Source organism: Embleya sp. NPDC005971, assembly GCF_040629175.1.
Classification (GTDB): domain Bacteria; phylum Actinomycetota; class Actinomycetes; order Streptomycetales; family Streptomycetaceae; genus Embleya.
The window spans coordinates 651,874-673,749 of record NZ_JBEXUX010000001.1; the positions used below are offsets into that span (position 1 = coordinate 651,874).

Genomic DNA, 21,876 nt, shown 5'->3' on the forward strand with positions numbered 1-21,876 from the left:
GCTCACCATGGATCGTTTGCCGGAGTGGATGGGGCGTGAATCGGCCGTCGGGGTCGGCGGGCGTGGATCGGTGGACGGGGGTGGTGAGCGTGAATTTGACCGCCGGCGTGGAGGGCGTGGATCGGTCGCCGGGATCGGTCGCCGGATTTCGGTTGCCGCACGGGTTCGGTGTGGGGTGGATTAGGATTCCGCTCATGCACTCGAACTCCGCCACCGCGTCGACGTCGCTGTTCGCGACGTTGCTCGCGCTGGTCGGGTTCGGGATGTTCGTGGACGGGGCCCTGCCCGGGCTGGTCGCCGTCGCGGTGACCGTGGTGCTCGCGCTGGCCGGTTGCACCGCTTCGTGGGCGCCGTTCGCCGAGCGGGCGCGAGTGCGTGGCGCGGTGTTGCGCGAACAGGCCGATCGGCTGGCCTTTCTGCCCTCCCGTGATCCCGACGGGCCGGGCCGAGCGCGGCCGCGAGCACCGGGAACGGGCCCGGCGGCCTGCTGAGCCCGATTTGCGGTCCGACGATTCGGCCCTTCGTTCGGAAGGTTCGATCCTCGGTCCGAGGATTCGGTGCCCGGTCCGACGGTTCGGCCCTCGTTCCGAGGAATCGGCCTTGGTTTCGACGGTTCGGTATCCGTACCGGAACTTGCGCACGCCGCCTGACGCAGCCCTGATTCCCGCGTCACGGAAGGCCCTTCCATGTTCGGCATCCCTGTTCTCGGCGTCGCGCACGACGTCCTGCTCACCCTCGCGGACGCGCTCGCGCCGCTGCTCGGCACCGGTTCGGTGGCCGGTGCCGTGGTCGTGTTCACCGCATGCGTGCGGCTCGCCCTCGTTCCGCTGGGCTACGCCCAGGCCCGAGCCGAGGTGGCCCGCGCCCGGCTCGCCCCCGAGATCCGTCGGCTGCGTGCCAAGCACGCCAAGGACCCGCAGCGGCTCGGGAGCGAACTGGTGGCGTTGCACCGGCAGTCCGGCACCTCGATGTTCGCCGGCATCCTGCCGGCGCTGGCCGGCCTGCCGTTCCTGTTCCTGACCTACCGTCTGTTCAGCGGCGACCACGACCTGTTGGAGCACACGTTGGCCGGCGCGCCGCTCGGCCTGCACCCGATGACCGGGCTCGGCGGAGCGCACACCCCGGTGCTCGTCGGCCTGTTGGCCCTGATCGCGGGGGTGGCGTACCTGCAGCACCGCGCTGCGTCGGCCGTCCCGGACGCGCCCGCATTCGTGCGCTGGATGCCGTTTGGCACGGTGCTCACCGCGGCCGTCGTGCCGCTCGCGGCCGGCCTGTATCTGCTCACCGGTACCGCGTGGACCACCGCCGAACGCCCGTTGTTGCGCCGGTTGGCCACCCGGCGCGCGGATCGCGTCGTACCCGGGCACTAGCGTTTCGCGCAGTGACGAGGTGAATCTGATCCGCGATCGGAAATGAGCACTCCATGGCTACGAACAAGTTCGGCGCGACCTGTGCCACCTGCACGACCTACGTCAAGGCCGGCGACGGCCTGTTGGTGCGCAACGACGGTAAATGGGTGACGTATTGCGCGACCTGCGGCGAGCCCAAGCCCGCCGCGCCGCCCCGCGGCAATCACGACGGCTGGCATCGCGGGCCGATGGCCGCGTTCGACGTGGAGACGTCCGGTGTGGACCCGCACACGGACTTCATCGTCACCGCCGCGCTGGTCGACGCGGCCGGCACCCGCCGGTCCTGGCTGCTCGACCCGGGCGAGCGGGAGATTCCGGCCGAGGCGACCGCGATCCACGGGATCGCCACCGAGCAGGCCCGGGCGGAGGGGCGTGCGCCCGCCCTGTGTCTGGCGGAGATCGGTACGGCGATGGCCGAGTACCTCGCGGCGGGTACCCCGGTCGCGATCTACAACGCGCCGTTCGACCTGACCATCCTGCAGACGGAGTTGCACCGCCACAATCTGCCGCAACTCCCGTACACCGCACCGATCATCGACCCACTGGTGATCGACAAGCAACTGGACCGCTACCGCAAGGGCAAGCGCACGCTGGCCGCCACCAGCGCGTTCTACGAGGTGGTGCTCACCGACGCGCACACCGCGGACGGGGACGCGCTCGCGTGTTTGTTGCTCGCGCAGGATCTGGGCGCGCGCTTCCCGGAGTTGGCCGCCGATTCGCTGTCCGCGCTGCACGAGAAGCAGAGCCGCTGGTACGCGGAGCAGGCGGCTTCGCTCCAGCAGTACTTCGATCGCCGGAATCCGGAGGGCGGCGCGGTGGTCGACCCGAACTGGCCGGTGATTCCCGGCGGTCCGGACGGACCGGGCTCGCCGAGCCTGCCGGGGACGTCGACGGGGTCGAGTGCGTGGCGGCCGGATACGGAGCGGGCCGGGCAGCGGGTGGGGGAACAGGGGCGATCCGGGTCGAGTGTGTGGCGGCCGGAGGCGGGGGTCTAGGCGGGCGGAGCGGTTTCGGTTGCCGGGTGGTGGGCCGAGGTGCCTGCGTGGGTGGGCCGAGGTGTCCGGGTCAGTGGGTCATGGCGTCCGGGTGGGTGGCGAGGGCGTTCAGTCGGCCGTCGATCAGCTCCGACGCGTGGTCCACGTACGGCAGATGACTGTGGTCGTGGGTGACCAGGACGGTGGCCGTGCCGTCCGCCCGGGTCAGCTCGGCGAGCAACGCCACGATCGCGGCGCCGCGTTCGTGGTCGAGGGCGCTGGTGGGTTCGTCGACCAGGAGCACGCTCGGCTCGTTCATCAGGGCCCGGGCGATGTTCACGCGTTGCCGTTGGCCGCCGGACAGCCGGTGCGGACGGTGTTCGGCGTGCTTCGCGAGGTCCACCCGGTCGAGCAGGTCCAGGGCTCGGTCGCGGGCTCGACGGGCGCTGCGTCCGGCCAGGTGCGCCATCACCTGGAGTTGCTCGACGCAGGTCAACGACGCGAGCAGGTTGGGCTGTTGGAAGACGATCCCGATCGTGGTCCGGCGCAACCGGGCGCGTTCGGCGGCGGACAGCGTCGCGGCGTCGGCACCGGCGATCAGCACTCGGCCCTCGTCCGGCCGGGTCAGTGTCGCGGCGACGGCGAGCAGACTGGACTTGCCGGACCCGGACGGCCCGACCACGGCGGTCAGCGTGCCCGGTGGCACGCGCAGCGATACCCGGTCCAGGGCGGTCAGCCGGGATTCGCCGTCGGGGTAGGTGAGGGTGACGTCGGCGAGTTCCAGACCGGGGGAGGGGTGGGTCGGGTGCATCGGATGCCTCTCGGGGTGCCTCTCGGAGCGTTTCGCGGAGTGCTTCACGGGTTCGCCGGTGCCGGTGTTCATCGGGTGTTGTTCAGCGCGGTGTGCGGGTCGATGGCGGTGACCCGGCGGATGGCGAGGGCGGCACCGACCATGCCGAGCAGGATCAGTACGGCCGCCGGGAACAGCGTGGTGGACGCGTCCACGACGAACGGCACGCCCGCCGGCGCGACCGCGCCGAACAGCGCGGCGGCGCCGGTACCCAGGGCGGTTCCCACCAGCAGCACCACGAACGCCTGGCCGAGCGCGTCCCGGAGCAGATAGCCGGTGGGTGCGCCGAGCGCCTTGAGTACCGCGACGTCGCCGGCCCGCTGGATCGTCCACACCGTGAAGAACGCGCCGACCACGAGCGCCGAGATCGCGAACAGGAAGCCGCGCATCAGTTGCAGCGACCCGTTCTCGGCGGTGAACGACCCGATCGCGCTCCTGGCGTCGTCGATCGAGGTGGTCTTGGTACCGATCGCCCGGTCGGCCGCCGAGGTGTGCGCGCCGGCCAGATCGAGCGCGATCACCGTCGCGTGCGGCCCGCCGCGTTGCGGGCCCGGGCGCAGCGGCTGCCAGTCGGCCAGGGTGGTCCAGGCCACCGGCGCGTGGCTGTACGAGGACCCGGACACCACGGCGGCGACGGTCAGCGACGTGTCGGCGCCGACGGTGAGCCGGGCGCCGACCCCGACGTCGAGGTCGTCGGCCAGCGGCCGGGACAGGACGACGGTGCCCGGTGCCAACGCCTTCGGCGCGAGCGGCCCGTCGGGCTCGACGCCGAACGCGGCGGCGGCAGTGGTGCGCTCGCCGACGCCGAGCCGGGTCATCGCGATGCCCAGCGGCGCCGCCGAGCGCACCCCGGGCTGCTCGGCCCAGCGCCGCCACTGGCTTTCGTCCACGGCCGAGTCCGCGAACGAGATGCCCTCCCCGGACGCGGGCGCGGCGAACGCGAGCCGATCGGCCGGCAGCGCGTCGACGGCCGACGTGTTGGCCCGGCCGAGCCCGACGGTCAACCCGGACACCAGGCCGACCAGCGCGGTGATCAGCACGACGGTGACGATCATCAGGGCGAATCGCCCTCGGGCGAAGACGAGGTCTCGCAGCGCTACGAACACGGGGGGTCGGGGTCTCCTTGTGTGACGGATGATTCGGGGGGCGGGTCGTCCGGCTGTCCGCCTGTCCGCCTGTCCGCCTGTCCGCCTGTCCGCCTGTCCGCCTGTCCGGCAGTCCGGCAGTCCGGCAGTCCGGCAGTGCGGTGTGCGGGACGACTCGACGCTTGTGCTTGTTCCGGTTCTTGTCCTGGTTCTTGTTTCTGTTCTCGACTCTTGTCCACGACGGCCGCCGCGTCATCGATCGGGCTGTTCGTCCCCGGGTCAACCTTTCGATCGATGCCACCTACATCCACCCCGTCTACCCTTGACCCGATATGTACCTCACCATCGCCCCGACCCAGGTCCCCCGCACACTCCGTGCCTGCATGCACGGGCTCGTGGTGCTGCTGCTCGCCCTCGCGGCGCTGCGCGCGCTGGTCGGCACCGACGTGTCGAGCGCGCGGGCCGCTTTGATCGTGGTCGGTGTGGTGGTCACGGCCGGGGTGTACGCGGCCGGCAATCTGCTGCCTTCGGTGGGGCCCTCGCGGCGTGCGTCGATGGTGTGGTTGGGGTGTCTGACGCTGGCGTGGGGTGGGTTCTACGCGCTGACGGCGGAGGGGATCTGGTTTGCCTTCCCGCTGTTCTTCCTGGTTCCGCATTTGTTGCCGGTGCGGCTCGCGGTGCCGGCGGTGGCCGGGCTGACGGTGCTGGCGATCGTGGGGTACGGGATGCATCGCGGCGAGTTCGCGGTGGGCATGGTGCTCGGTCCGGTGCTGGGTGCGGCGGTGGCGGTGGCGACCGTGCTGGGCTATCAGGCGCTCCAGCGGGAGAGCGAGGAGCGCCGCCGGTTGGTGGAGGACGTGGTTGCGGCGCGTGCCTCGCTGGCTGCGGCCGAGCGGCATGCCGGGGTGCTTGCGGAGCGTGAGCGGTTGGCCCGGGAGATCCACGACACGCTCGCGCAGGGCTTCAGCAGCATCCAGTTGTTGCTGCGCGCGGCGGAGCGGGCGCTGCCGGCGGATCCGCTCGCGGCGGATCGGCACGTGCGGCTGGCCAGGATTACCGCGACGGACAATCTGGCCGAGGCGCGCCGCTTCGTGCGGGCGTTGGCGCCGCCGGAGTTGGACGGGTCCTCGTTGCCGGCGGCGTTGGAGCGACTGTGTGCTCGGACGGCGGCCGAGGCCGAGTTGGACGTGCGCTTCCACAACACGGGCGACGCGGTGGGACTGCCGACCGCCGTCGAGGTGGCGTTGCTGCGGATTGCCCAGTCGGCGCTGGGGAACACCGTGCGGCACGCGGGGGCGTCCCGGGTGGAGGTGACGCTGAGTCACATGGACGCGTCGGTGACGTTGGACGTGGTGGATGACGGGCGGGGGTTCGATCCGGCGGGGCGGCTCGGCGGGCCCGGGCGCGGTGGTGAGGGTGGGTCGGGTGGTACCGGGTTCGGGTTGGCGGCGATGCGGACTCGGGCGGCGGAGTTGGGTGGAGTGCTGACCGTGGAGTCCGGAGTGGGGCAGGGGGCGGCGATCGCGGTGACATTTTCGGTGCCGGTGGTGGCCGCGGTGCCGGTGGTGCCCGTGGTGCCGGTGGCGGCGGGTTCGGGTTCGGAGGGTGGGACGGCGCGGTGATTCGGTTGTTGTTGGCCGACGACCATCCGATCGTGCGGGCCGGGCTGCGGGCGGTGTTGGCGGCGGAGCCGGACTTCGTGGTGGTGGGCGAGGCGGACAGTGCCGAGCGGGCGATCGAGTTGGCTCGTTCGCTGGCGCCGGACGTGGTGCTGATGGATCTGCGGTTCCGGGAAGGCGGGATGCACGGGAACGCGGCCACGGCGGCGATCACGGCGTTGCCGGATGCGCCGCATGTGCTGGTGCTGACGACGTATGACACCGATGCGGACATCTTGGCGGCGGTGGAGTCGGGGGCGTTGGGCTATCTGTTGAAGGACGCCCCGCCTGAGGAGCTGGCCGCCGCGGTGCGTACCGCGGCGGCGGGCGAATCGGCGCTCGCACCGCGGATCGCGGGCCGCCTGCTGAGCCGACTGCGCGATCCGCTGCCGAGCCTGACGAGCCGCGAGGTCGAGGTGCTGAGTCTGGTCGCGGACGGGTTGTCGAACCTGGCGATCAGCCGGGCGTTGTTTTTGAGCCAGGCGACGGTGAAGTCGCATCTGGTGCACATCTACGCGAAGTTGGGCGTTGATTCGCGCACGGCGGCGGTTGCGACGGCGGTGCAGCGGGGGGTGCTGAGTCGGGGATGAGGCGGGTGGGCCCGGGTCGCGGGCGGAGTGGGAACCGCAGCGTCCGGGCCCGGGGCGACGGGTGGGTGTGCCGCCCGGAGGCGTGCGGGTTCGTGGCGGGGGCGGGCGTAGGGTCTCGGCATGACCGTGTTGCACGTGAAGGGCCGGGTGCTGGTTGGTCCGGACGAGGTTCGGGACGAGATGTGGGTCGTGGGTGGGCGGGTCACCTTCGATCGGCCCGGGTCGGTCGAGGTCGATGCGACGTTGGAGGGCTGGGTGCTTCCCGGTCTGGTCGACGCGCATTGCCACGTCGGGATCGACGAGCATGGGGCCGTCGACGCCGCGACGTCCGAGCGTCAGGCGCGGACCGACCGGGACGCGGGTGCGCTGTTGTTGCGGGACGCGGGTTCGGCGGCCGACACGCGCTGGATCGACGGCCGGGAGGACCTCCCTCGGCTGATCCGCGCGGGGCGCCATCTGGCCCGACCCCGGCGCTACATCCGCAACTACGCGCACGAGATCGAGCCCGGCGACCTGACCGCGTTCGTGATCCAGGAGGCCCGGCGCGGCGACGGCTGGGTCAAGTTGGTCGGCGACTGGATCGACCGGGACACCGGCGACCTGTCCCCGCTGTGGCCCCTGGACGCGCTCAAGGAGGCGATCGCCGCGGCGCACGCCGAGGGCGCCCGGGTCACCGCCCACTGCTTCGCCGAGAACTCGCTGCCGGACCTGATCGAGGCGGGCATCGACTGCATCGAGCACGCCACCGGCCTGACCGAGGACCTGATCCCGCTGTTCGCCGAGCGCGGCGTGGCGATCGTGCCGACGCTGGTCAACATCGCCACCTTCCCCGGCATCGCCGACCAGGCGAGCGGCAAGTTCCCGACCTACGCCGCCCACATGCGCGCGCTGCACGCGAACCGCTACGCCACGGTCCGGGCGGCCTACGACGCCAGCATCCCGATCTTCGTCGGCACCGACGCGGGCGGCTCGCTGCCGCACGGCCTGGTCGCCGACGAGGTGGCCGAACTGGTCGCGGCCGGCATCCCCGCCCTCGACGCCCTCTCCGCCGCCTGCTGGTCCGCCCGCACCTGGCTCGGCCGCGAGGCCCTCACCGAGGGCGCCTCCGCCGACCTGGTCGTCTACGCGGCGGACCCGCGCACCGACGTCGGCGTCCTGGCCGCCCCCCACGCGGTCGTCCTCCGCGGCAGGGTGATGCCCCGCTGACCCTGTTGGGAGGCTATGTGCGGTGGGACGTCGTGGGGTGGGATCGGTATTCGGTGGGGTCGCCGCGGAAGGTTACGGTGCCTCGGCCGAGGGTGTAGACGACCTCGGCGCGGGTCAGGGCTTCGCCGGTGTGTTGTTCGACCAGGATTACCGTGCGGTCGGCGGCGGCGAGGGTGGTGACGACCCGGTAGAGGTGGGCGGCGACCCGGGGGGCCAGGCCCTGGCTGAGTTCGTCCAGGAGGAGGAGCCGGGTCGGGGTGAGCAGGGCGCGGGCGACCGCGAGCATCTGTTGTTCGCCGCCGGAGAGGGTGCCGGCCCGCTGGGTCAGCCGGTCGGCCAGGACCGGGAACGCGGTCAGCGCGGGGCCGATGTCGCCGCCGTCGGCGAACAGCTTCAGGTTGTCGGCCACCGACAGACCGGCGAATACGCCGCCGCGTTCGGGGATCAGCGTCAGGCCCGCGCGGGCCCGGCGGTCGGCGGGCCATTCCGTGATGTCCACCCCGTTCCAGAGCACCCGGCCGGTGCTCGGGCGGATCAGGCCGGCCAGCGTGTTCAAGAGCGTGCTGCGGCCCGAGCCGTTGCGGCCGACCAGGGCGGTCACCGCGCCCGCCGGGAACTCCAGGTCGACGCCGTGCAGCGCCTCGATCGGGCCGTAACGCACCCGAAGTCCGGTGACCGACAGGGCGATCGGCATCAGAGGTACACCTCCCGGGCGCGCGCGTCGGCGCGGATCTCGGCCGGCGTGCCGGACGCCACGATCCGGCCCGCGGCCATCACGTGCACCGTGTCGGCGACGCCGAAGACCAGGTCCATGTCGTGTTCGACCAGCAGGACGGCCAGACCGTCGGCGGCCAGCGCGCGCAGTTCGTGGCGCAGCCGGTCGGCCTGCGCGTCGTCCAGTCCGCTGGCCGGCTCGTCCAGGAGCAGTACCGAGGGGGACGCCGTGAGGGCGCGGGCCAGTTCGACCATGCGCAGGATCCCGGCCGGGAGTTCGCCCGCCGGCGTGTGTGCGTGCTCGGTCAACGCGAGCCGGCGCAGCGCCGCCTCGACCGCGACCCTGGTCCGCCCCCGGGCCGGGTCGGGCAGGCCCAGCAGTCGGGCCGGCGCCGAGGCCCCGGACCGGTTCTCCGCCGCCACCCGCAGGTTGTCCACCACCGTCAGGCTGGGGAACACCGACACCACCTGGAACGTACGGGCCAACCCGAGCCGGGCCCGCCGATGCGCCGGCAGCCGGGTGACGTCCCGTCCGCCCAGGTGGACCCGCCCGGCGTCGACCCGACCACCCGCGAGGCAGTCGAACAGGGTGCTCTTGCCGGCCCCGTTCGGCCCGATCACCGCCGTCACCAGGCCCGCCGGCACGACCAGATCCACCCCGTCCACGGCCCGCAGGCCGCCGAATCGCCGGACGATCCCGGCGGCCCGCAGCGCATCCTCGCCGGGAGCCGCCCGCGACCCGGGCCCGCTCACGGCCGCACCCGCGCACGCAGCGTGCGACCGAGCGGCGTGAGGCGGACCGGAATCGGCTCCACCGGTGCGGCCGGGCGACCCGCGACCAGGCGCAACACCGTGGCCGGGACGCCCCCGGGCATCCGGGACAGGAGCACGGCCAAGGCGCCGACCACGATCGTGGACATGCCGGCCGTGGTCGCCGCGTCCAGGGCCACCACCAGGCCGGCGGCCAACACCGCCCCCGCCGCGCTGTCCACGCCGAACACCACCACCGCCGCGAACCACACCAGGCCCAGGACCGGATCGAAGGCCGCCGCGTCGAAGGCCCGGCCGCCCATCCCCAGCAGCGCGCCGCCCAGCGCGGCCACCCCCGCGCCGACCGCGAAGACGAACACCTTGGCGGATGCGACGTCCACCCCGGCCGCCGCCGCGCCCCCCTCGTGGTCACGGACCGCGACCAGCATCCGGCCGAGTCGGCTCACATGCAACCGGCGGATCACCAGCAGGACCAAGCCGAGGCAGGCCAACTCCAGGGCGTAGAAAGCCCGTTCGCCCTCGAAGGGCCAGGGGTGATCGAGCACCGCGTCGGTGCCGAAGCGGGGTTGGGCGAAGACGAACCGGCTGACCACCGCGGCCACCGCGAACGTGGTCAGCGCCAGCGTCAACCCGCGCCGGCGAATCGCCGGCCACCCGGTCAACAGGCCGACCGGCACCACCAGCAGCGCGGCCAGGAACAGCGCGAGCAGGCCCGGGACCTGCCGACCCATGAGCTGCCCGGCGAACAGCGCGCCCAGCCCCGCGAACCCGGCCTGGCCGAGCGAGATCTGCCCCGCGTACCCGGTGAGCATCACCAGCGACACGAACACGATCGCCAGCGCCGGTACCTGCTGGGCGATCCGCAGATGCTCCGCGCCCAGGGCCAGGGGGGCCGCGGCGACCGCGACGAACGGCACCCACCAACCCGCCGGCGCACTCTCGCCGCGCCCGGTCCCCAGCCGGGTCGCCGCGCGTGTGCCGTCCGGGCCGCCCACCTCGACCATCCGCGGCAACACCAGCAGCGCGACCAGCATCACCACCACGAACAGGTTCGCCTGGAGTGCCTGGATCAGCCCCCACGAGTCGAGTTCGAGCCGGGACAGTTCGCTCTGCCCCACCCCGATCGCCAACGCCGCCAGGATCGCCACCGGCAGACTGGCCAGCCGGGCGACCACCGCGACGCCGATCGTCTCCAGCACGAGCAGGGTCAGTCCGTACGGATCCAGCCGCAGGTGTGGTGCCAGCAGCACCCCGGTCAACCCGGCCAGCATCGACCCGAAGGCCCAACCCGCCGCGGCCACCCGGTCGGCCGGCACCCCCGCCAGCTCGGCCAGCGCCCGCCGGTCCACCACCGCGCGCAGTCGCACGCCGAACCGGGTGTACCGGGTCACCCCGGCCACCAGCACGGCGACCGCGATCACCACGCCCAACTCGACCAGCGTGCCGGTCGGCACCGACGTGTCGCCGGGCAGCCCGACCGATCCGGTCGGCACGATCGACGGCGGATCCAGCCGCGCCTGGGTGCCCCAGGTCAGCGTCGCGATGCCGACCAGGAGCACGAACACGCCCAGCGAGGCGACCAGCATCCGGGCCGGGCCCGCCCCTTCGCGGTGCAGCCCGCGAAAGACGAAGCGCTCCAGGACCAGGCCGAGCGCGGGCGCCACCACGCCCACGTCGAGCAGTACGGCCGCCCACAGCGGCCAGCCCCACACCCGCACCTGCTGCCAGACCAGGTAGGCGACGATCATCGCCAGCGCGCCGAAGGACAGGTTGAAGACGCCGGTCGCCCGGTACGAGGTGATCATCCCGACCGCCGCGAGCGCCGCGATCGCGCCCACGCCCAGTCCGGCCAGGGCCAGTTCCAGAGTGAGCACGAGGCTCAGCCGCCGGTCGCCGGCGCGATCGGCCCGCCGGGACCGGAGTCGTCGACCCCGCCGGACGGTGCCGAGACCGGTCCCGGGTCGCACAACCGGCACGGCCGCAGGTCCTTGAGCCGGATGGTCGCCTCGTCCACGGGGAACACGCCGTTCTTGCCCAGCACGAGCGAGCACTCGGGCCGGTGGTAGCGCGCTCCGCCCGGCACCGTGACCCACGCCGCCGCGGCCGGCTCCGGCTGTCCCGCCTCGGCGGCCGGCACCGGCTCGACCAGCAGTTCGTACAACCGGCCCACCATCTCGCGCAGTTCCGCGTCCACCGCACCGGACTCGCCCGACGCACCGCGCCGGGTGCCCACCACGAGCACCGCACCCGCGACGATCAGCGCCGCGCCCGGAATGGTGGCCGAGGCCAGATACGGCAACTGGCGGGCCTCGTACCGCTCACCCGACACGCCGTACCAACCCAGCGCGCACAGCAGCGCGCCGCACAACCCGACCAGCCAGCCGCCATGCGTGCGCAACAACCGCCGCAAACCCTCCAGGGTCGCCGCCGCGCCGGTCGTACGCTGTCGTTCGATAGGGGAGTTCGCCCTTCCCGTGGAACCTGCCGAGTCCGTCGAACCTGCCATAGGGTCCACCCGTCGAGTCCGCCCGATCGCGTATTCGTGCCTCAGCGTAGTTCTCCGGGATCTGGTCATACGGCTCGGAACACGATTGGATACCGAGTCGCACGTGGCAACATGACTTGCCGGTAACCCAGGTACTACCTGGCTACATCAACAGCAACAGGACGCCGGGCGACCGGCGGAACGGGTGGTGAATGCACGTGAGCGTGGACATGATCAACGAGCGGGCGACAACGGGTTCCGGCGTCGGTCGTCGCAAGGGGACGCGTCGGGCATGGCTGGCCCTGCCGGTGGCGGCGGTGCTGGTGATGTCCGGTTGCAGCAGCGACGACGACAAGAAGGACGACAAGGCGAAGGGATCACCGTCGGCGTCCGCGCCGGCCGCCCCCGCGGCGACGACGCCCGCGCCCGCCGCGAGCACGCCGGCCGCGCCCGGCGGCGCCTCCAGCGCACCGCCGGCCGCCGGTGGCACCACGCTGACCGGCGAGGAGAAGAAGGTCGCCGACAACTGGGACAAGCTGTTCGACAACGCCACGCCGCTCGCGGACCGCAAGGCGGTCCTGGAGAACGCGGACAAGGTGGGTTCGCTCGTCGACACCCTCGCCAACGACCCGCTGGCCAAGCAGGTCACCTCCAAGACCACCGCGGTCAAGATCAGCGGTGACAAGGCCGCCGTGTCGTTCGACATCCTGCTCGCCGGCAACCCGGCGCTGCCCGGCCAGAACGGCCAGGCCGTCAAGCAGGACGGCACCTGGAAGGTCAGCCTGACCACCGTCTGCACCCTGGTCACCGCGCTCAAGCCGGGCACCGTGGTCGAGGGTTGCCCCAAGGCCTGACCCGCACCCCCGAACGGGCCTACAGCCGCCACCACCGGGCCACCGAGGAGCACGCATGCGACGTCGTTTCCACCGACGGGGCGTGCCGTGCGCCTCGGTGGCCCTGCTGCTGTGCGTACTGGCCGGGTGCGGTTCACGGTTGCCGGAACGCGACTTCCACGACCGCGAACCGGCCCCGGTGGGCACCGGCGCGTCGGCGCCGAACGCCAACACCGCGTCCGACGTGGGCGTGAGCCCCACCCGGATCACCGTCGGGATGATCGACACCGTCCAGGGCATCCTGGGCAACGAGACCTTCTCCGGGCCGATGTACGGCGCCCAGGCGTGGTTCAAGGCGCTCGACGACCGCGGCGGCGTGAACGGGCGCAGGATCCGGGTGTCCGCGTGCGACGACACCGGATACGGAGTGGCCAACCAGCGCTGCGCCCGCAAACTCGTCGAGGACGACAAGGTGTTCGCCTTCGCGGGCAACAGCATCTACAGCTACAACGCCGCCGGATACGTCAGCGACAAGGGCGTCCCCGACGTCGGCGGTCAACCGATCGGCACCGCGTACGAGACCTATCCGCACCTGTACTCGATCTACGGATCGCGGGCCCCGCGCCAGGGCAAGGTGGGCTGGAACGGCGACCTGTACGCGAGCACCGAGGTCTACCGCCACTTCAAGGAGAAGCTCGGCGCGCGCACCGCCGCCGTGGTGTCGTACAACCAGGCCGACTCCGCGCGCTACGCGCAGACCATCGCCGCCGGGCTGCGCGCCGAGGGCTACACCGTGCTCGACAAACAGGTCGACTTCGCCCTGCCGAACTTCGCCGCCGCCGTGGTGGACATGCGCGACAAGGGCGTCGACATCGTCTTCGACGCGGTGGACACGCGCGGCAACGTCGAACTGTGCAAGGCGATGGACGGCGCCGGACTGCGGGTGACCGCGAAGGTGACCAACGTGCAGAACTGGAACGCGCGCGTCGGCGAGGACTTCAAGGCGTCCCCGACCTGCCGCGACAGCATCTACGCGACGAGCAACAGCCGCGGCTACACCGACACCGCACAGCCCGCGGTGGCCGAGTTCCGGGCCGCGATGAAGAAGTACTACCCCGACCGCGAGGACAAGCTCTCCCAGTGGGAACTGGAGGGCTGGGCCTCGGCGATGTGGCTCACCGACGCGATCGCCTCGTGCGGCGCGAACGTCACCCGGGCGTGCGTCGAAGGCTTCGTCAACCGCCCCGAGGGTTACGACGCACACGGTCTGCTGATTCCGGTCGACTTCAAGGCCGAACCGGCCGACCGGGTCGCCGCGCCCACCCGGACCTGCTTCGACGTGGCCCGCTGGCAGGACGCGGCGCCCGGCGGTTGGGTCGGCCAGGTGCCGGACATGACCACGAACTGCTACGACGTTCCCTCGCTGCCGTACCGGCCGTGAGCGCTCGCCCGGGAGCGCGTCAGCGCCAGTCGGCCCGGTACCAGGGCAGTGGCGCCGCGAGCAGCGGCGGCGACGCGGGCGGGAGGGCGACGGGGATGCGCGGCGCCGCCTCGGCCACCGGATAGGGCAATCGCACCATGCCGAACGGGCGGCGGTGATGGGGGTCGGGGCTGGGAGCGATCAAGGCCAAACCTCGCACGGGAGAACCTCTCCGTCACGACGGCCCCGAGATCCCACGCCCCGACGCCGCGCCCGCCGAGACTCGTCGGCGGACACGGCGTACAACGATCGGAGCGGAAGCGAGTATCGCGAGGTCACTCCCATGGCCCCGCGCCCGCAGGTGCGGCGGGCCCGGTCACTCCGTGGCGCTGGGGAGGCGCTTGGGGCAACCGGAGGTGTAGGTGGAGTTGTACTCGAAGTGCCATTCCTCGTTGTCGTACATCCGGCACCAGCCGTACTTGCTGCCCTTGGCCTGCAGCCACGCCTGGGCGTTGGCCGGGTAGATGTCGATCGCGACGCCCTGGACGTGCATCGACTTCTCCGGCGGCAGCACCCAGCGCAGCGCCTCCTCGCGGGAGCCGACCTCGGCGATCTTCTCGTCGAGCAGCCGCTGCTGGTGCGCCCAGCCGCGTTTGCCGGAGTTCAGGTTGAGGGTGATGCCCTCCGCGGCCATCGCGGTGTCGATCCGCTTCCAGGCGGCGTAGGCGGCCGGCTTGAGCGCCTTGGGGTCCTTGGGCGAGTCCACGTCGTTGGCCGGCGGCTTCGCGGTCGCGGACGAACTCGCCGACTTGGTCGAGGACGGCTTGGTCGAGGATGTCGCCTTGGTGGTGGGTGCGGTCGTGGGCGCCGCGGTCGTGTTCGGCGCGGTCGTGGGCGCCGGCGGCACCTGCGCGCCGACCGAACCCGCCTTGTCCTTCTTGTCGTCGTCACCCCCGAGGAACAGCACCGCCCCGACGCCGAGCCCGCCGAGCACCAGCGCGCCCGCGAGAGCCCACACGACCAGCCCTCGGCGGCTGCGCCGCGGCGGCTCCGGGTCGTCTCCGTCGCCTTGACGGGCGGATCGGGCCGGCTCGGCCGCGGCCGGCGCGGCGGAGGCGGCCGGCTGCTCGCGCTGGTACCAGTCGGCCGGTACCGGCGTGGTCGCCGCGTCGAACCTGCCGGATGGGGCCGGTGTGCCGGCTGCGCCCGAGGTGCCGGCCGTACCCATGGTGTGCTGTTGCCACGAGGTGTCCAGGAAGTGCGCTCCGTCGGGTGTGCCCCCTTCGTCGGGCTGTGGACCGCTGCCCGCTGCGTGTCTCACCGGTGAAGCCTCCTCGTAGTGAGCCTGGATCCTCTCGTGGATCACGTCCGGTATTCGACTCGCGGTTGTCGATGCCCGTGTGGGATACGCCACTGCAACCGATCGCCCGCCCCGCTCGTAATCTGGAGGGCCTGCCGACTCGGGTGACCCGCGTAGCCTGGGAACTTGCCGGAACGTACGAGATGTGCCGAAACCAGGAGAAGGGGTTCGAAGGTGAGCACACAGCACCACACCGGAGGACTCGTCGACGGATTCGGCCGCGTGGCGACCGACCTGCGGGTCTCGCTGACCGACCGGTGCAACCTGCGGTGCACCTACTGCATGCCCGAGGAGGGGCTGGACTGGCTGGCCAAGCCCGAGTTGCTGACCGGCGCGGAGATCTCCCGCCTGGTCCGGATCGCGGTGACCCTGCTGGGCGTGCGCGAGGTCCGGTTCACCGGGGGCGAGCCGCTGCTGCGCCGCGAGCTGGTGGAGATCGTCCGGGCCGCCGCGGCCCTGGAGCCGCGGCCCACGCTCTCGGTCACCACGAACGGGATCGGGCTGGCCCGGCTGGCGGGGACGCTGAAGGAGGTCGGCCTGGACCGGGTCAACGTCTCGCTGGACACCCTGGACCCGGTCCGGTTCAAGGCGATGACCCGGCGGGACCGACACGCGGACGTGCTCGCGGGGCTCGCCGCGGCGGTGGACGCGGGCCTGGGGCCGGTCAAGGTCAACACCGTGCTGATGCGCGGGGTCAACGACGACGAGGCCGCCGCGCTGCTCGCGTGGTGCCTCGAACGCGGCTACGAGCTGCGCTTCATCGAGCAGATGCCGCTGGACGCCCAGCACGGCTGGAAGCGCGCCGAGATGATCACCGCCGGCGAGATCCTGGCCGCGCTGCGCGGTGCGTTCCGGCTCGACCCGGAGGACGCGCGGGGCAGCAACCCGGCCGAGCGCTGGGTCGTGGACGGCGGTCCGGGCACGGTGGGCGTGATCGGGTCGGTGACCCGCCCGTTCTGCGGCGCGTGCGACCGGACCCGGTTGACCGCCGACGGACAGATCCGCAATTGCCTGTTCGCTCGCGAGGAGTCCGACCTGCGGGCCGCGCTGCGCGGCGGCGCGGACGACGCGGAGATCGCCGACCGCTGGCGGGCCGCGATGTGGACGAAGAAGGCCGGTGCGGGCATCGACGCCCCGGAGTTCCTCCAGCCGGACCGGCCGATGTCGGCGATCGGCGGCTGAGCCGGCCGCAGCGACGCGGGCGGGCGTGGCTCGGCCCGGGGGCGGGACGGCGTGCGCTCGACGCGATGGTGAACCGCCGTTCCCGACGCGCCCGTTGCCCGCCGCGCCCGGGCATCGCCGGGCCGTGCCGCTCCGATCGACCCCACCGCGCCGATCAACCCGCCGCGTCCGCAGGCGAGTTCGTTGCGCCCGGATCGCTGCCCGGATCGCTCAGGAGCCCGCGCCGGCCGGCGGCCGCGGTTCGTGCCAATCGGCGAACGCGACGGTGTCCTTGAGGAATCCGCGAATCGCCAGGAACTGGGACAGGTGCTCGCGGTGCTCGTCGCACGCCAGCCACGTCTTGCGCCGTTCGGGGGTGTGCAACTTGGGGTTGTTCCACGCCAGGACCCACACGGCGTCGGCGCGACAGGCCTTCGCCGAACAGATCGCACGGTCGGGATCGGCGGGGGTGGGGAACATGTCCACCAGTGTCGCAGACCGGGTCGTCCGCCCGGCCGCGGTGCGTCGCACGCCGTGTCGAACGCGCACCCGACAGACACCCGAAAGACATTCGACAGAGATCTGACCCCGTGTCAGGCGCCAACCGGAGCGCTGCGCTCAGTAAGCAACAGGCTGGTGCGGAAACCCGGTACGGACCGACTTGCCTGACAGTCAAAAGACCCGGACACGGGCGATGCCGGGCAGCCACGGGGGGAGCCGCCCGGCATCGCGTCGGTCGCTCCGACGGGGGATACGGAGCACGTTTCGAAGTATGGCACGTCCTGCATGCGGTTGAAGCACCAACCCGCGTAGCGCTTGGCGCTAATTTTTGACGGGCTGCGAAGGGGCGCCCGTCGGGTCGCCCACCCGGCCCCGATCGGCGCCTCCGGGGTCACCGTGTGTATCCGAATTCGTGTGCGAGGAAAGGTCGGTGGGCTCCGGGCCGGCAGCCGAGGGGGCTCCGGCGGGCATCGTCCAGGAGTCTTCCGAATGGGTGTGCAGGGTCTCCCGCTCGGCACTGGTGAGCACCGCGCCCGGCGGCGGCTCCAGCGCCTTGGGCGCGAGCGGCGGCACCACCTGGGACTGCACCGGCGCGTTCGACGTGGGCTCGCGACCGGCGTTGGCCAGTACCACCGCGATGTAGGGCAGGAAGAGCGCGCCCGCGATCAAGATCCACCGCCACGGCGACGGAGTGAACACCGCGGCGACGAAACACACCGTACGCACGGACATCGAGACGACGTACCGGCGTTGGCGCCCGGCCACGTCCTCGGTCAGCCCCTTGCGCGCACCACTGATCTGGTACACCGAGCCCTTGGCGTTCTTCACGATCCCACCGTCTCCGACCACGTCCGCACACCCGTCCCGGCCCTTCACGGTACGCCCGCTGGTGGGCCGGACCGAGACCGGGGGCGGGACCTTTGCCGCAAACTGACCCGAGTGGGGGATCGCGGCACCGGGTCAGCCGAGCCGCTCCAGAAACTCCGGCGGCACCGCCGGGACCAGCCACACGCCGTTGTCCGAACGACGGAACACGTGCCCGGCCGCGACCATGCGCTCCGCGCGCACCACGAACAACACCGGTCGCCCGCGTCGCGCGCCCACCCGGCGGGCGGTCTCGGTGTCGGCGGACAGGTGTACGTCGTGCCGGTCCATCGGCCGCAGGCCCTCGACCAGGATCGCCGGCACGCTCTTGGGATTGGTGCCGTGATAGAGCACGGCGGGCGGCACGGTCTCCACCAGACCCAGGTCCACCGCGACGGTGTGCCCCTGACTGGCCCGAATCCGGGTGCCGTCGGCCGAGAAGGCGAACCGTCGCTTGTCGTTCTCCTCGACCACCTGCTCCAGCTCGGCCCGGGTCAGCGCCATCCCCCGGGCGTTGCACGCCGCGAGCAGCACGTCCACGTCGACCCAGCCGGCCTCGTCCAGGGTGATCCCGAGCCGCTCCGGCTGATGCCGCAGGTGTCGGGACAGATACTTCGAAATCTTGACGATGTTCATGATGACCCCCAACGAAAGCACGGAGACCCGTCCGGGGACAGCGCTTTTCCCCGCAGGGGACGGTGACCCGGGCCGGGACACCCGCTCCGGGGCACCGGCTCCGGGAGGCCCGCTGCGGGGACACGAACGCCGACGGACCGAACCCGGCCCGTCGGCGTTCGAGGACGGCGGGCCGCAGGGCCGCCCGCCGTCCGTCGGGTCACTGCGCCTGGCTCGGCGAGGACATGTTGAAATCGCGGACCCGCAACGGCGGCATCGCCGCGCGGGTGAACCAGTCGCCCCACTCGCGCGGGTAGGTGCGCTCGGTGCGACCCACCTCGACGGCCCGCCCGAGCACGTCCACCGGCGACTCGTTGAAGCGGTAGTTGTTCACCGCCCCGACCACCTCGCCGCCCTCGACCAGGTACACCCCGTCCCGGGTGAGCCCGGTCAGCAACAACGTCTGCGGATCCACCTCGCGGATGTACCACAGGCAGGTCAGCAGCAGCCCGCGCTCGGTCGAGGCGACCATGTCCGCCAGGCTCGGACCGTCGGCCGGCCCGTCCAGGATCAGGTTGTCGATCTCCGGTGCGACCGGCAGCCCGGTCAGCTCGGCGGTGTGCCGGTTGGTCATCAGCGACGTGAGCACACCGTCGGTGACCCAGTTCGTCCGGGTCAGCGCGAGTCCGTTGTCGAACACCGACGACGCGTCGCCGGAGGCGTGCGCGATGGTGAACGGCGCGCTCTCCAACCCGGCGTAGCCCGGGTCGCTGTACAGCGTCAGCGGCAGCTCGCTGAGCCGGTCGCCGATCCGGGTGCCGCCACCGGGCCTGCTGAAGACCGTACGGCCCTCGTGCGCGTCCCGGGCGCTGCCCTGCCAGTACATGTAGACCATCAGGTCCGCGACCGCCGTGGGCGGCAGCAGCGTCTCGTAGCGGCCCGCCGGCAGGTCGATCGTGCGGCTCGCCCAGGACAACCGCTGCGCCAACTCCGCGTCGATCGTGCCCAGGTCCACATCCCGGAAGTCGCGCGTGGGCACCCCGCCCCACGCCGACCGGGTCAGGTCGGCCGACTTCGCGTTCAGCTCGACGTGCCCGGTGGGCTGGTCGTGCCGCAGCCGCAGTCCGGCCGAGGTGCCCACATAGGTCGAGGTGAGCTGATGCGAGGCGAATCCGTACAGCAGCCGGTCGCTCTCCCGGGCCCGCCCGAACGCCGCGCCCAGCTCGGGCGCGAAGTCGGCGAACACGCCGATCGAGGTCTGCGCCGGCGCCTCGGCGAAGCCGCCGTCCGGGCCGCCGCCCGCGCCGAGCAGCTCGCGCGCGTCCTCGGCCGGACCGGCGTCCCGGGCCGCCGCCTCCGCGGCCCGGACCAGGCCCTCCAGCCGATCCACCGTCACGCCGCTGCGCGAGACGATCCCGGACGCGGTGCCCTCGGTGCCCGCGACGGTGGCCACCACGGTGACCCGCCGACCGCGGGTCTCGCCGTTGGTGGTCAGCGCGTTGTTCGCCCAGCGCAGGTTGGCCGCCGAGGTCTCCTCGGCGATCACCACGCAGCCGTCCGCCTTGGACAGCGCCAGCGCGCGCTCGACGGTCTCGTTCGGCCGCGTCACCACGGTCTGCCCGCTGCTCATCGACCCGCCTCCTGAACCGTGTTGAGGACCTTCACACCGCGGAACAGCGCCGACGGGCAACCGTGGCTGACCGCCGCGACCTGACCGGGCTGGGCCTTGCCGCAGTTGAAGGCGCCGCCCAGGACGTAGGTGCCCGGGCCGCCGACGGCCTCCATCGAGCCCCAGAAGTCGGTCGTGGTCGCCTGGTAGGCGAAGTCCTTGACCTGCCCGACGATCCGGCCGTCCTCGATCAGATAGGCGCGCTGGCCGGTGAACTGGAAGTTGTACCGCTGCATGTCGATCGACCACGACTTGTCGCCGACGATGTACAGACCCCGGTGCACCCGGCCGATCAGCTCGGCGGTGGACAGGTCGTCCGAGCCCGGCCGGAGCGAGACGTTGGCCATCCGCTGCACCGGGACATGGCCGGGGGAGTCGGCGAAGGCGCACCCGTTGGATCGGCCCAGGCCCTGCATCAGCGCCATCCGCCGGTCGAGCTGATAGCCGGTCAGGATGCCGTCGGTGACCAGGTCCCAGCTCTGCGTCGCGACACCCTCGTCGTCGAAGCCGATCGTGGCCAGGCCGTGCTGCACGGTGCGGTCGCCGGTGACGTGCATGACCGGCGAGCCGTATTGCAGCTTGTTCAGCTTGTCGAAGGTGGCGAACGAGGTGCCCGCGTAGGCGGCCTCGTAGCCGAGCGCGCGATCCAGCTCGGTGGCGTGCCCGATCGACTCGTGGATGGTCAGCCACAGGTTGCTCGGGTCGATCACCAGGTCGTACTCGCCCGCCTCGACACTGGGCGCCCGCACCCGCTCGGCGAGCAGGCCCGGCAGCGACGCGAGCTCCTCCTCCCAGTCCCAGCCCTCGCCCTTGACGTACTCCCAGCCCCGGCCGACCGGCGGCGCGATGGTGCGCATCGTCTCGTACGCGCCGGATTCGCGGTCCACCGCGATCGCGGTGAGCTGGGGGTGGATCCGCACCCGCTGCTGCGTGGTGGTGGTGCCGGCCGAGTCGGCGTAGAACTTGTTCTCCTGGACGACCATGCACGTGGCGTCCACATGGTCCACGCCGTCGGCGGCGAGCAGTTCCCGACTCCAGCGCGCGAACAGCGCGATCCGCTCCGCCTCGGGCACCTCGAACGGGTTGACCTTGTACGTCGAGATCCACGTCCTGTCGGCGTGCACCGGCTCCTTCGCCAGCGCGACCGTCTCGCCCGCGCCGGCCGCCTCGCTCACCGAGCGGGACACCCGCGCGACCGCCACGGCCTGCTCCGCGACGTACGCGGCGGCCTCCGGGGTCAGGTCGACGCCCGCCGCGAAGCCCCAGGCCCCGTCGTGCACGACGCGGACCGCGAAGCCCACGTCGGTGGTGTCCACGGACGAGTCGGTGCGCCCGTCGCGCAACCGGAAGGACGCGTCTCGCACCCGCTCGAAGCGGAAGTCCGCGTGTTCGGCGCCCAGTTCCCCGGCTCGGGACAGGGCCGCGGCGGCCAGCTCCCGAAGGGGGTAGGCGAGGAACGTCGGATCGATCTCGTTGGGCACCCATTCCTCCATACGTTCGGCCTGTCGGCTCGCGTCGTTCAGTCAACCAGACACGATGTCGCCGGCATTCCTGGGTTTTCCGGCCGGACGGTCGTGCGTCGGACGGGTCTTGCGCCCGGACAAGCGGAACGAAACCTGCCGGACGCAGGCCGGCCGGATTCGGTCGGCGGAGCGGCTCGTTCCGGTTATCGTGCGCTCTTGTCGGGTTCCCACAACGATCGATCCGCGGA

At 72.2% G+C, this 21,876-nt stretch carries 22 protein-coding genes; 9 read left to right on the forward strand and 13 right to left on the reverse strand.

Going from position 1 to position 21,876, the window contains the following annotated elements; translation table 11 throughout:
- Window positions 1-194: 194 nt before the first annotated feature.
- The 3 genes from ABZ374_RS02850 (at window position 195) to ABZ374_RS02860 (ending at window position 2,404) form a co-directional block, all read left to right on the forward strand.
- Window positions 195-491, forward strand: a complete 297-nt coding sequence (locus ABZ374_RS02850; protein WP_360305337.1) for a DUF6412 domain-containing protein — start codon at window positions 195-197, stop codon at window positions 489-491.
- Window positions 492-686: 195 nt separating this feature from the next.
- Complete coding sequence (gene yidC, locus ABZ374_RS02855; RefSeq protein WP_360305339.1) at window positions 687-1,370, forward strand: membrane protein insertase YidC; 684 nt, start codon at window positions 687-689, stop codon at window positions 1,368-1,370.
- A 53-nt stretch (window positions 1,371-1,423) separates the two neighbouring features.
- Window positions 1,424-2,404: an exonuclease domain-containing protein gene (locus tag ABZ374_RS02860; protein WP_360305341.1), complete on the forward strand. Its 981-nt coding sequence runs from the start codon at window positions 1,424-1,426 to the stop codon at window positions 2,402-2,404.
- A gap of 70 nt (window positions 2,405-2,474) precedes the next feature.
- On the opposite strand, the gene ABZ374_RS02865 is transcribed toward ABZ374_RS02860, so the two are convergent.
- On the reverse strand, window positions 2,475-3,194 hold the full coding sequence (locus ABZ374_RS02865; protein ID WP_360305343.1) for an ABC transporter ATP-binding protein: 720 nt from the start codon (window positions 3,192-3,194) through the stop codon (window positions 2,475-2,477).
- A gap of 68 nt (window positions 3,195-3,262) precedes the next feature.
- Window positions 3,263-4,339 (reverse strand): ABC transporter permease, encoded by a 1,077-nt coding sequence (locus tag ABZ374_RS02870; RefSeq protein WP_360305345.1) that lies wholly within the window; start codon window positions 4,337-4,339, stop codon window positions 3,263-3,265.
- 311 nt (window positions 4,340-4,650) lie between these two features.
- Between ABZ374_RS02870 and ABZ374_RS02875 the strand changes: the two genes are divergently transcribed.
- The 3 genes from ABZ374_RS02875 to ABZ374_RS02885 all read left to right on the forward strand — a co-directional run bounded on the left by ABZ374_RS02875 (window position 4,651) and on the right by ABZ374_RS02885 (window position 7,772).
- Window positions 4,651-5,940, forward strand: a complete 1,290-nt coding sequence (locus ABZ374_RS02875) for a sensor histidine kinase (protein ID WP_360305347.1) — start codon at window positions 4,651-4,653, stop codon at window positions 5,938-5,940.
- A complete protein-coding gene (locus ABZ374_RS02880; protein WP_360305349.1) occupies window positions 5,937-6,566 on the forward strand; it encodes a response regulator transcription factor in 630 nt (209 codons plus the stop codon). The genes ABZ374_RS02875 and ABZ374_RS02880 overlap by 4 nt, the downstream gene beginning before the upstream one ends.
- 120 nt (window positions 6,567-6,686) lie before the next feature.
- Complete coding sequence (locus ABZ374_RS02885) at window positions 6,687-7,772, forward strand: amidohydrolase family protein (RefSeq protein ID WP_360305351.1); 1,086 nt, start codon at window positions 6,687-6,689, stop codon at window positions 7,770-7,772.
- 13 nt (window positions 7,773-7,785) lie between these two features.
- On the opposite strand, the gene ABZ374_RS02890 is transcribed toward ABZ374_RS02885, so the two are convergent.
- The 4 genes from ABZ374_RS02890 to ABZ374_RS02905 are packed head-to-tail and all read right to left on the reverse strand — an operon-like array spanning window position 7,786 to window position 11,658.
- On the reverse strand, window positions 7,786-8,466 hold the full coding sequence (locus ABZ374_RS02890; RefSeq protein WP_360305353.1) for an ATP-binding cassette domain-containing protein: 681 nt from the start codon (window positions 8,464-8,466) through the stop codon (window positions 7,786-7,788).
- On the reverse strand, window positions 8,466-9,239 hold the full coding sequence (locus tag ABZ374_RS02895) for an ABC transporter ATP-binding protein (RefSeq protein ID WP_360305355.1): 774 nt from the start codon (window positions 9,237-9,239) through the stop codon (window positions 8,466-8,468). The genes ABZ374_RS02890 and ABZ374_RS02895 overlap by 1 nt, the downstream gene beginning before the upstream one ends.
- Window positions 9,236-11,131: an ABC transporter permease gene (locus ABZ374_RS02900; protein ID WP_360305357.1), complete on the reverse strand. Its 1,896-nt coding sequence runs from the start codon at window positions 11,129-11,131 to the stop codon at window positions 9,236-9,238. Before ABZ374_RS02900 ends, ABZ374_RS02895 begins: the two co-directional genes overlap by 4 nt.
- A 5-nt stretch (window positions 11,132-11,136) precedes the next feature.
- A complete protein-coding gene (locus tag ABZ374_RS02905; protein ID WP_360305359.1) occupies window positions 11,137-11,658 on the reverse strand; it encodes a hypothetical protein in 522 nt (173 codons plus the stop codon).
- A 302-nt stretch (window positions 11,659-11,960) separates the two neighbouring features.
- On the opposite strand from ABZ374_RS02905, the gene ABZ374_RS02910 reads away from it, so the two are divergent.
- Window positions 11,961-12,596 (forward strand): hypothetical protein, encoded by a 636-nt coding sequence (locus ABZ374_RS02910; RefSeq protein WP_360305361.1) that lies wholly within the window; start codon window positions 11,961-11,963, stop codon window positions 12,594-12,596.
- Between the two features lie 55 nt (window positions 12,597-12,651).
- The gene (locus tag ABZ374_RS02915; protein WP_360305363.1) at window positions 12,652-14,016 is read left to right on the forward strand and encodes an ABC transporter substrate-binding protein; all 1,365 of its coding nucleotides are present in this window, start codon (window positions 12,652-12,654) and stop codon (window positions 14,014-14,016) included.
- A 19-nt stretch (window positions 14,017-14,035) separates the two neighbouring features.
- Here the strand turns inward: ABZ374_RS02915 and ABZ374_RS02920 are convergent, their stop codons facing one another.
- The gene (locus tag ABZ374_RS02920) at window positions 14,036-14,200 is read right to left on the reverse strand and encodes a hypothetical protein (protein ID WP_360305365.1); all 165 of its coding nucleotides are present in this window, start codon (window positions 14,198-14,200) and stop codon (window positions 14,036-14,038) included.
- A 171-nt stretch (window positions 14,201-14,371) separates the two neighbouring features.
- Window positions 14,372-15,316, reverse strand: a complete 945-nt coding sequence (locus ABZ374_RS02925; RefSeq protein WP_360305367.1) for a D-alanyl-D-alanine carboxypeptidase family protein — start codon at window positions 15,314-15,316, stop codon at window positions 14,372-14,374.
- A gap of 213 nt (window positions 15,317-15,529) precedes the next feature.
- Here ABZ374_RS02925 and moaA point away from each other — a divergent pair, with 213 nt between their 5' ends.
- Window positions 15,530-16,537: a GTP 3',8-cyclase MoaA gene (gene moaA, locus ABZ374_RS02930; RefSeq protein WP_360305369.1), complete on the forward strand. Its 1,008-nt coding sequence runs from the start codon at window positions 15,530-15,532 to the stop codon at window positions 16,535-16,537.
- Window positions 16,538-16,747: 210 nt separating this feature from the next.
- On the opposite strand, the gene ABZ374_RS02935 is transcribed toward moaA, so the two are convergent.
- The 5 genes from ABZ374_RS02935 to ABZ374_RS02955 all read right to left on the reverse strand — a co-directional run bounded on the left by ABZ374_RS02935 (window position 16,748) and on the right by ABZ374_RS02955 (window position 21,646).
- The gene (locus ABZ374_RS02935) at window positions 16,748-16,996 is read right to left on the reverse strand and encodes a hypothetical protein (RefSeq protein ID WP_360305370.1); all 249 of its coding nucleotides are present in this window, start codon (window positions 16,994-16,996) and stop codon (window positions 16,748-16,750) included.
- 342 nt (window positions 16,997-17,338) lie between these two features.
- Window positions 17,339-17,845 carry a DUF3099 domain-containing protein gene (locus ABZ374_RS02940; RefSeq protein WP_360305372.1) on the reverse strand — a complete coding sequence of 169 codons (507 nt, stop codon included), beginning with the start codon at window positions 17,843-17,845 and terminating at the stop codon, window positions 17,339-17,341.
- A gap of 132 nt (window positions 17,846-17,977) precedes the next feature.
- On the reverse strand, window positions 17,978-18,517 hold the full coding sequence (locus ABZ374_RS02945; RefSeq protein WP_360305374.1) for an RNA 2'-phosphotransferase: 540 nt from the start codon (window positions 18,515-18,517) through the stop codon (window positions 17,978-17,980).
- Window positions 18,518-18,716: 199 nt separating this feature from the next.
- A complete protein-coding gene (locus tag ABZ374_RS02950) occupies window positions 18,717-20,126 on the reverse strand; it encodes a metallopeptidase TldD-related protein (protein ID WP_360305376.1) in 1,410 nt (469 codons plus the stop codon).
- Window positions 20,123-21,646, reverse strand: a complete 1,524-nt coding sequence (locus ABZ374_RS02955) for a TldD/PmbA family protein (protein WP_360305378.1) — start codon at window positions 21,644-21,646, stop codon at window positions 20,123-20,125. The genes ABZ374_RS02950 and ABZ374_RS02955 overlap by 4 nt, the downstream gene beginning before the upstream one ends.
- Window positions 21,647-21,876 lie beyond the last annotated feature (230 nt).

What these genes read in the sequence shown, in the direction of transcription:
- ABZ374_RS02850 (WP_360305337.1), top strand. Translation starts at nt 195, where the DNA reads ATGCACTCGAACTCCGCCACCGCGTCGACGTCGCTGTTCGCGACGTTG.
- yidC (WP_360305339.1), top strand. Translation starts at nt 687, where the DNA reads ATGTTCGGCATCCCTGTTCTCGGCGTCGCGCACGACGTCCTGCTCACC.
- ABZ374_RS02860 (WP_360305341.1), top strand. Translation starts at nt 1,424, where the DNA reads ATGGCTACGAACAAGTTCGGCGCGACCTGTGCCACCTGCACGACCTAC.
- ABZ374_RS02865 (WP_360305343.1), bottom strand. Translation starts at nt 3,194, where the DNA reads ATGCACCCGACCCACCCCTCCCCCGGTCTGGAACTCGCCGACGTCACC.
- ABZ374_RS02875 (WP_360305347.1), top strand. Translation starts at nt 4,651, where the DNA reads ATGTACCTCACCATCGCCCCGACCCAGGTCCCCCGCACACTCCGTGCC.
- ABZ374_RS02885 (WP_360305351.1), top strand. Translation starts at nt 6,687, where the DNA reads ATGACCGTGTTGCACGTGAAGGGCCGGGTGCTGGTTGGTCCGGACGAG.
- ABZ374_RS02890 (WP_360305353.1), bottom strand. Translation starts at nt 8,466, where the DNA reads ATGCCGATCGCCCTGTCGGTCACCGGACTTCGGGTGCGTTACGGCCCG.
- ABZ374_RS02915 (WP_360305363.1), top strand. Translation starts at nt 12,652, where the DNA reads ATGCGACGTCGTTTCCACCGACGGGGCGTGCCGTGCGCCTCGGTGGCC.
- ABZ374_RS02935 (WP_360305370.1), bottom strand. Translation starts at nt 16,996, where the DNA reads ATGTTCCCCACCCCCGCCGATCCCGACCGTGCGATCTGTTCGGCGAAG.
- ABZ374_RS02945 (WP_360305374.1), bottom strand. Translation starts at nt 18,517, where the DNA reads ATGAACATCGTCAAGATTTCGAAGTATCTGTCCCGACACCTGCGGCAT.
- ABZ374_RS02950 (WP_360305376.1), bottom strand. Translation starts at nt 20,126, where the DNA reads ATGAGCAGCGGGCAGACCGTGGTGACGCGGCCGAACGAGACCGTCGAG.